The sequence below is a fragment of the Aquicoccus sp. genome (assembly GCF_041686535.1).
Taxonomy (GTDB): domain Bacteria; phylum Pseudomonadota; class Alphaproteobacteria; order Rhodobacterales; family Rhodobacteraceae; genus Aquicoccus.
On the sequence record NZ_JAWLDS010000132.1, the window covers coordinates 1 to 6,111 of the forward strand.

General features: G+C 64.6%; 6 protein-coding genes and 1 pseudogene. 6 read left to right on the plus strand and 1 reads right to left on the minus strand.

The window, feature by feature from the left end; genetic code table 11:
- The 6 genes and pseudogenes from ACESL9_RS16495 to ACESL9_RS16520 all read left to right on the plus strand — a co-directional run.
- The coding region (locus ACESL9_RS16495; protein ID WP_372675220.1) for a tripartite tricarboxylate transporter permease at positions 1-543 on the plus strand (543 nt) is incomplete at its 5' end.
- Positions 540-1,004: a tripartite tricarboxylate transporter TctB family protein gene (locus tag ACESL9_RS16500; RefSeq protein WP_372675221.1), complete on the plus strand. Its 465-nt coding sequence runs from the start codon at positions 540-542 to the stop codon at positions 1,002-1,004. The genes ACESL9_RS16495 and ACESL9_RS16500, both read left to right, overlap by 4 nt.
- Before the next feature lie 41 nt (positions 1,005-1,045).
- On the plus strand, positions 1,046-2,014 hold the full coding sequence (locus tag ACESL9_RS16505; protein ID WP_372675222.1) for a tripartite tricarboxylate transporter substrate binding protein: 969 nt from the start codon (positions 1,046-1,048) through the stop codon (positions 2,012-2,014).
- Positions 2,015-2,074: 60 nt separating this feature from the next.
- Positions 2,075-3,478 carry an acylating sulfoacetaldehyde dehydrogenase gene (gene sauS, locus ACESL9_RS16510; RefSeq protein ID WP_372675223.1) on the plus strand — a complete coding sequence of 468 codons (1,404 nt, stop codon included), beginning with the start codon at positions 2,075-2,077 and terminating at the stop codon, positions 3,476-3,478.
- Entirely contained in the window at positions 3,475-4,989 is a 1,515-nt protein-coding gene (locus ACESL9_RS16515) for an AMP-binding protein (RefSeq protein WP_372675224.1), read from the plus strand. Before sauS ends, ACESL9_RS16515 begins: the two co-directional genes overlap by 4 nt.
- Positions 4,990-5,279: 290 nt before the next feature.
- Positions 5,280-5,432, plus strand: a pseudogene (locus ACESL9_RS16520) (IS1380 family transposase); the annotation flags it as partial.
- A gap of 296 nt (positions 5,433-5,728) precedes the next feature.
- Here ACESL9_RS16520 and ACESL9_RS16525 read toward each other — a convergent pair.
- On the minus strand, positions 5,729-6,085 hold the full coding sequence (locus ACESL9_RS16525; RefSeq protein ID WP_372675225.1) for a hypothetical protein: 357 nt from the start codon (positions 6,083-6,085) through the stop codon (positions 5,729-5,731).
- Positions 6,086-6,111: the final 26 nt, after the last annotated feature.

The window sequence follows — 6,111 nt, forward strand, 5'->3', positions numbered from 1 at the left end:
GGCGGCCTTCTGATCCACGGGATCTTCCCCGGCAGCGATCTCTTCGACAACCACCCCGAAGTCGCCTGGACCTTCATCAACTCGATGCTGTTCGGCCAGATCCTGATGTGCGTGTTCGGGCTCTACGTGGCCGGCCTCGCGGCGCGCGTGGCGCAGGTGCCGAACGCAGTGATGGCGGCCATCGTGCTCTCGCTGGCCGTGTTCGGCAGCTATTCCGTGCAGCACTCCATGGGCGACGTCTACGTCATGGCGGCGCTCGGGACGGGGATGTATTTCCTCGAGCGCTTCGGCTTTTCCGCAGCGCCGCTGGTGCTCGGGCTGATCCTCGGTCCGATCGCGGAGGCGAACTTCGTGCAGGGCGCGATGATCGCCAACGCGACGTCGAACCTGTGGATGTATTTCCTGACCGGCCCTCTCAACCTTGTCCTGATCTCGGTCGTTTTCGTCTCGGTCATCTACTCGATCTGGATGGAGCTGCGCCACAGCCGGTACACCACCAAGGACCAGGTCGTCGGCCGTGAAGAAGAGGAGGCGTCCTCGTGAGAAGCTACTGGCAATCCCAACACGTACTGGCGAGCGGGCTGGTCGCTGCCGTGGGCGTCGTCGTGGCCTATATCAGCTTTACCGCGGAGCCCTCCCGCGCCTTCCTGTTTCCGCGGATCATCTCCAGCTTCTTCGCGGTTCTGGCGCTCTGGACCTTCGGCAAGGCGCTCGTGGGCAGGACCAAGGTGGGCAACGGGCTGGACCGCGCGGCGGTCCTCCGGCTCGGGCCGGGGCTGATCGTCGCGCTGGTCTATATCTTCTGGGCGGCCAACACGCTCGGCTTCTATATCGCCACGGCGCTGACCGTATTCATTCTCTTGACGCTCTATGACCCCTCGCCGCACGACGAGCCGCGCAACTGGGTCAGGCGCGCGATCGTCACCGCCTGCTTCGTTGCGGTGATGTACGGTCTCTTCGCGATGTTGCTCAACGTGCGCACTCCGCAGGAGATCCTTTTCTGAGCCGCGATGACGGCCGAACCAACCCAACGGGAGGAGAAACGATGAAACGACTTATCGCAGCCGCGTCGGTGGCGCTGATCTCGACGAGCGGGGCCGCGCTGGCCGACATGCACGAGAACTATCCCGAACGCCCCATCACGCTGATGGTGAGCTACGGGGCCGGCGGCGCCACCGATTTCCAGGCGCGGATCGTGACCATGACCGCCGCCAACGACGACGCGCTCGGGGTGCCGATCGCGATCGTCAACCGCCCCGGCGCCGGTGGCCGCGTGGGCTGGAACCACTTTGCCGCCCAGGCCGAGGCCGACGGCTATGACCTGGCCGCCTACAACGTGCCGCATTTCATCGCCCAGTCGATCGAGGGTGGCGTGAGCTATTCCACCGACAGCTTCGAGCCGATCGCCAACTGGGGCGCCGACCCGGCGGTCTTCGTGGTCCCCGCCGACAGCGATTTCGACTCGATGCAGGACGTGGTGAGCTATGCACGGGAAAACCCCGGCGGTCTGACCTTTTCGGGCGCGGGGCTCTTCGTGGGCCACCACATCGCCGCGCTCCAGCTCGAAAAGGCGGCCGGCGTGGATCTCGCCTACATCCCCAACAGCCAGGGCGGCGCCGGCGCCATGAAGGCGGTCATCGCCGGTGACGTGCTGGGCGGGGTCAACAATCTCTCGGATGCCTTCCGCGCGCGCGAGGCGGGCAACGTCAAGATCCTCGGCGTGTTCGACGTCGAGCGCAACGACTTCCTGCCCGAAGTGCCGACCATGGCCGAGCAGGGATACGACATCGACAATGCGTCTGTGAACTTCCGCGGCATCATGGTGCCCGCCGGCACGCCGCAGCCCATCATCGACGAGCTGGCCGAGACGGTGCCCGAGATGTTCCGCAACGCGCGCGTCGTCGGCAAGATGAAGGAGGGTGGCAGCCCGATGCATGTCATGACCCGCGACGAGGTCATCGAGATGTGGCAGGCCCGCCAGGACACCCTCGAGGAACTCCTCCAAGGGCTCTGACGTCAAACTTCCGGGGCGCGCGCCGGTGCGCCCCGGTCCTTGCAAGAGGGAGGTGGAGAGATGACCGCTATCGACCCGCTGGTCGATCTGGACCACGTGATTGTCCGATCCCGCGCCGCGCAGGCCCGCTACGAGGCGGAGGGCAGCCAGGCGCGCTATGACCGGGCGGCACAGGCGGTGGCATGGGCCATCATGGAGCCGACACGCAACCGCGCCCTCGCCGAGCTGGCGGTGGAAACCACCGGCCTCGGCAATGTGAATGACAAGATCATCAAGAACCACCGCAAGACGCTCGGCCTGATGCGCGATATCAAGGACGCGGTGACCTGGGGCGTGATCTCCGACGACGCGGCAACCGGGATCACCGAGATTGCCCGCCCAATGGGCGTGGTGGGGGCGATCGTGCCCTCGACCAACCCGGCGGCAACCCCGGCGAACAACATCATCAACGCGGTAAAATGCGGCAACTCCATCGTCGTGGCCCCGTCGCCCAAGGGCGTGCCCAGCTGCCAAGCCTTGCTCGGCTATATTCATACGGAGTTCGCCAAGATTGGCGAGGATCCGGACCTCGTGCAAATGGTGCCGCCCCCGGGCTCGAAGGACAAGACCCATGCCCTGATGCAGGGCTGCGACAAGATCGTTTGCACCGGCAGCCAGAACAACGTGCACCGCGCGCAGACGGCTGGCACCCCCGCGGTCGCCGTGGGCGCCGGCAACGCGACGGTGATTATCGACGAGACCGCCGATCTGGCGGCGGCGGCGGAAAAGATCCGCGCGTCGAAATGTTTCGACAACGCCACGTCCTGTTCGTCGGAGAACGCGGTCGTAGTGGTCGATGCGGTCCTTGAGGCCTTCGTCGAGGCCATGGCGGGCGCGGGCGGCGCCGTGGTCGAGGATGAGGCGGCCATCGTCGCGGCCATGTGGCCCGACGGGCATCTGAGCCGCCAGGTAATCGCGCAGGATGCCGACAGGATGATCTCGGCCCTCGGGCTTGACGGGAAGGTGCCTGAGGGGACCGAGTATATCGCCGTGCGCATCGAGGGCATCGGACCGGGCCACCCTTTGAGCGGAGAGAAGCTCAGCCGGGTGCTGGCCCTCTACTGCGCGCCGGATTTCGACGCGGCGGTGGAGACTACGCGCGCGATCCAGCGGCATCAGGGCGCGGGCCACTCCGTGGGGCTGCACAGCAGCGACGACTCGCGCGCGATGATCCTCGCGAGGGCAATCCCGACCAGCCGGGTCATCGTCAACCAGCCACACACCTTCGCCGTCGGCGGGTCCTTTACCAACGGCATGCCGTTCTCGCTGTCGATGGGCTGCGGATCCTGGGGCGGGAACACCACGCATGAGAACCTGCATTGGCGGCATTACCTGCAATCCACCAGGATCGTGCGGGAAATCCCGCCACGCGAGCCAAGCCTCGAGGATATCTTCGCGGGCTACTGGGAGGAGGCCGGAAAATGAAGATGACCGAAAACACCCCGCCCCAGGGGACGATCCGCGATTGGCTGGACATGCGCGCCGATGCTGGCGGCGTGGCGGTCGTGTTTCCCGAAAGCGGGACCGAGCTGACCTGGGACGCGCTGCGCGAGGGGGCAATAGGCTTTGCGAGGACGCTGACGGCGCGCGGCGTCTATCGGGGCGAGAGCGTGGCCGTGATCGCCCCCAACAGCCGCGAGGCGCTGTTCGCCTTTTTCGGCGCGGTCTATGGCGGGTTCCGCGCGGTGATGATCAACCTTGCCGCGGGGCGCGATGCCATCGCCTATGCGCTCGAACACTCCGAGGCCCGGTTTGCCTATGTGCACGCTGACTGCACCGAGCTTTTCGCGGGGGCTGCGGGCGAGGGTCTCGAGGCCCTGACGCTGGAGGCGGCGGGAGACGCTGCGCTGCATGAGGTCACGCCGGAGGATCACGCGTTGCTCATGTATACCTCAGGCACCACGGGGCGGCCCAAGGGGGTGGTGCACAGCCATGCCAGCCTTCTGGCGGGTGGCTGGACCACCGCTGTGGCGCATCGTCTGGAGCGCGAGGACCGGGGCTTATGCGTGCTGCCGGTCTACCACATCAACGGCCTCTGCGTGACGGTGATGGGCAGTCTCGTCTCCGGCGGGTCGCTGGCGATGACGGCGCGCTTTTCGGCGTCGCAATTCTGGGTGCAGGCGGGGGAGGCCCGGGTCACCTGGTTTTCGGTCGTGCCGACGATCATCTCGCATCTGCTGCACGGCGAGGGCGAGCCCGACACGCAGTGTCGCGCGCGGTTGCGGTTCGGCCGCTCGGCCTCCTCGGCGCTGGCGGTCGAGACGCAATCGGCCTTCGAGGCCCGCTTCGAGGTGCCGATCATCGAGACCATGGGACTGACCGAAACGGCGGCGCAGATCCTGTCGAACCCGCTGCCGCCCGCGACGCGCAAGATCGGCTCGCCGGGCATCGCCTATGGCTGCGAGGTGCAGATCCAAGACGGCGACGGGAATGAGACGCCCGCTGATACTGAGGGCGAGATCGTGGTGCGCGGACCAAACGTGATGCTCGAATACCTCAAGAACGCCGACGCGACCCTTGGCACCTTTCGCAACGGCTGGCTCAGGACGGGCGATCTGGCGCGGATGGACGGTGACGGGTATGTTTTCGTGACCGGTCGCCTGAAGGAATTGATAATCAAGGGTGGCGAGAATATCGCCCCGCGTGAGGTGGACGAGGCGCTCTATTCCCACCCCGATGTGGTGGAGGCGGCGGCCTTTGCCAGGCCATGCACGCGCTATGGCGAGACGATCGAGGCGGCGGTTCGCGTGTGCGAGGGCTCGGCGCTCGACCCGGCGCAGCTGATCGATATTTGCCGAGACAGGCTGGGGCCGTTCAAATCGCCTGACCGGGTGCATTTCATGGCGGAGCTGCCCAAAGGGCCGTCAGGCAAGATCCAACGGTTGAAGCTTGCCGATAATTTGCCGCCCGCTCAGGAAGTGTCGGAAAAAGGCTGACCAAGTCCGCGACGACAGGATCGCGGAAGCGTTACCGGCACGGCATCACGTGCCGTCCGGGAGCGCCATGTGTCAGCCTGACCCGCCTTGACGAGGTAACCGCCTCCCAACGGCATCGGTGTGCCAAGGGCTGGATCGGCGCCGAAGCGTAACTATAGTTGAGCGGCGCCAAACCTATCTAACCTGGATTATTCATAAGGATGTGGTGAGGTTGGCATAAACTATTGAATTTTTTTATTTTTCGGTTGTCGACGCCAGAAAATTCAATTTCCAAGGTACGTCCCCTCACCATGAACCAGTCTACCGTCGCCGCACCCGCTTTGTCACCCTTGAACGGCAAACCCATCCTTCTCAATTTTGACGGCGCGGAGATGAGTTCCGATGCCGGACTGACGCTCTTGCGGAAAGTCGAACGCCGGCACGACCTGGCAGGTCTTGTCGCCTCCTACCGCCTCGAACTCGAGGACGCGTCCTTGCGCAAAACTATCGCCAAAATGGATGACGAAACGCCTCAGACCTGATAGCCAAAATTCACTGCCTCACGGCAACGCGTCACAGGTGGGCGGATCCCCCGGAACAAGTGGGCGCATGTTGTCGGAATGGGTGGGCGGATGCCCTGGAATACGCAGGCGGGGCCTGCACGTGTCGGCAATGCCAATCTCGGCGTGGCGCCAGACTTGGCCCATTGCCCGATTCGTGCGGGCATCTCGGATCTCTCTGCGGACGTGCCAGACATCGCTCACGCGCAGCGAAGCTCCGAAATATCCCGCACTACGGTCTTCCACCCAAAAAAATGCTGCGTAATGCACGAATGGCCGCAAAGCGAAGGCTGCGGTGCGGCGTTGGAGCGACCGACGAGTGGCGGCTCTGGGCCGGTCACGTCATGAATTAAGCCAAGCGTTCGCAACTTTGCACAGGCAGTTCCCTGCGCATTGCTGCCAACCCGGCGGATCGGTGGGACCCGTATTTTGATGAAATTGTTTGATGCCTGGAAGCCGCCTCTTTCCCGCCGGTCGTGCGCGATGGTTATGAAGACGACCGCCTCAATCGGGTGCGCGGAGCAAAGCGAAATTTCCAATTGCCTGATGTCGATCAAGGAGATTCACGAGCGCATCGGCTAAG

Bases quoted from the DNA above. Each gene is read 5' to 3' on its own strand.
- ACESL9_RS16505 (WP_372675222.1), top strand. From the start codon at position 1,046: ATGAAACGACTTATCGCAGCCGCGTCGGTGGCGCTGATCTCGACGAGC.
- sauS (WP_372675223.1), top strand. From the start codon at position 2,075: ATGACCGCTATCGACCCGCTGGTCGATCTGGACCACGTGATTGTCCGA.
- ACESL9_RS16515 (WP_372675224.1), top strand. From the start codon at position 3,475: ATGAAGATGACCGAAAACACCCCGCCCCAGGGGACGATCCGCGATTGG.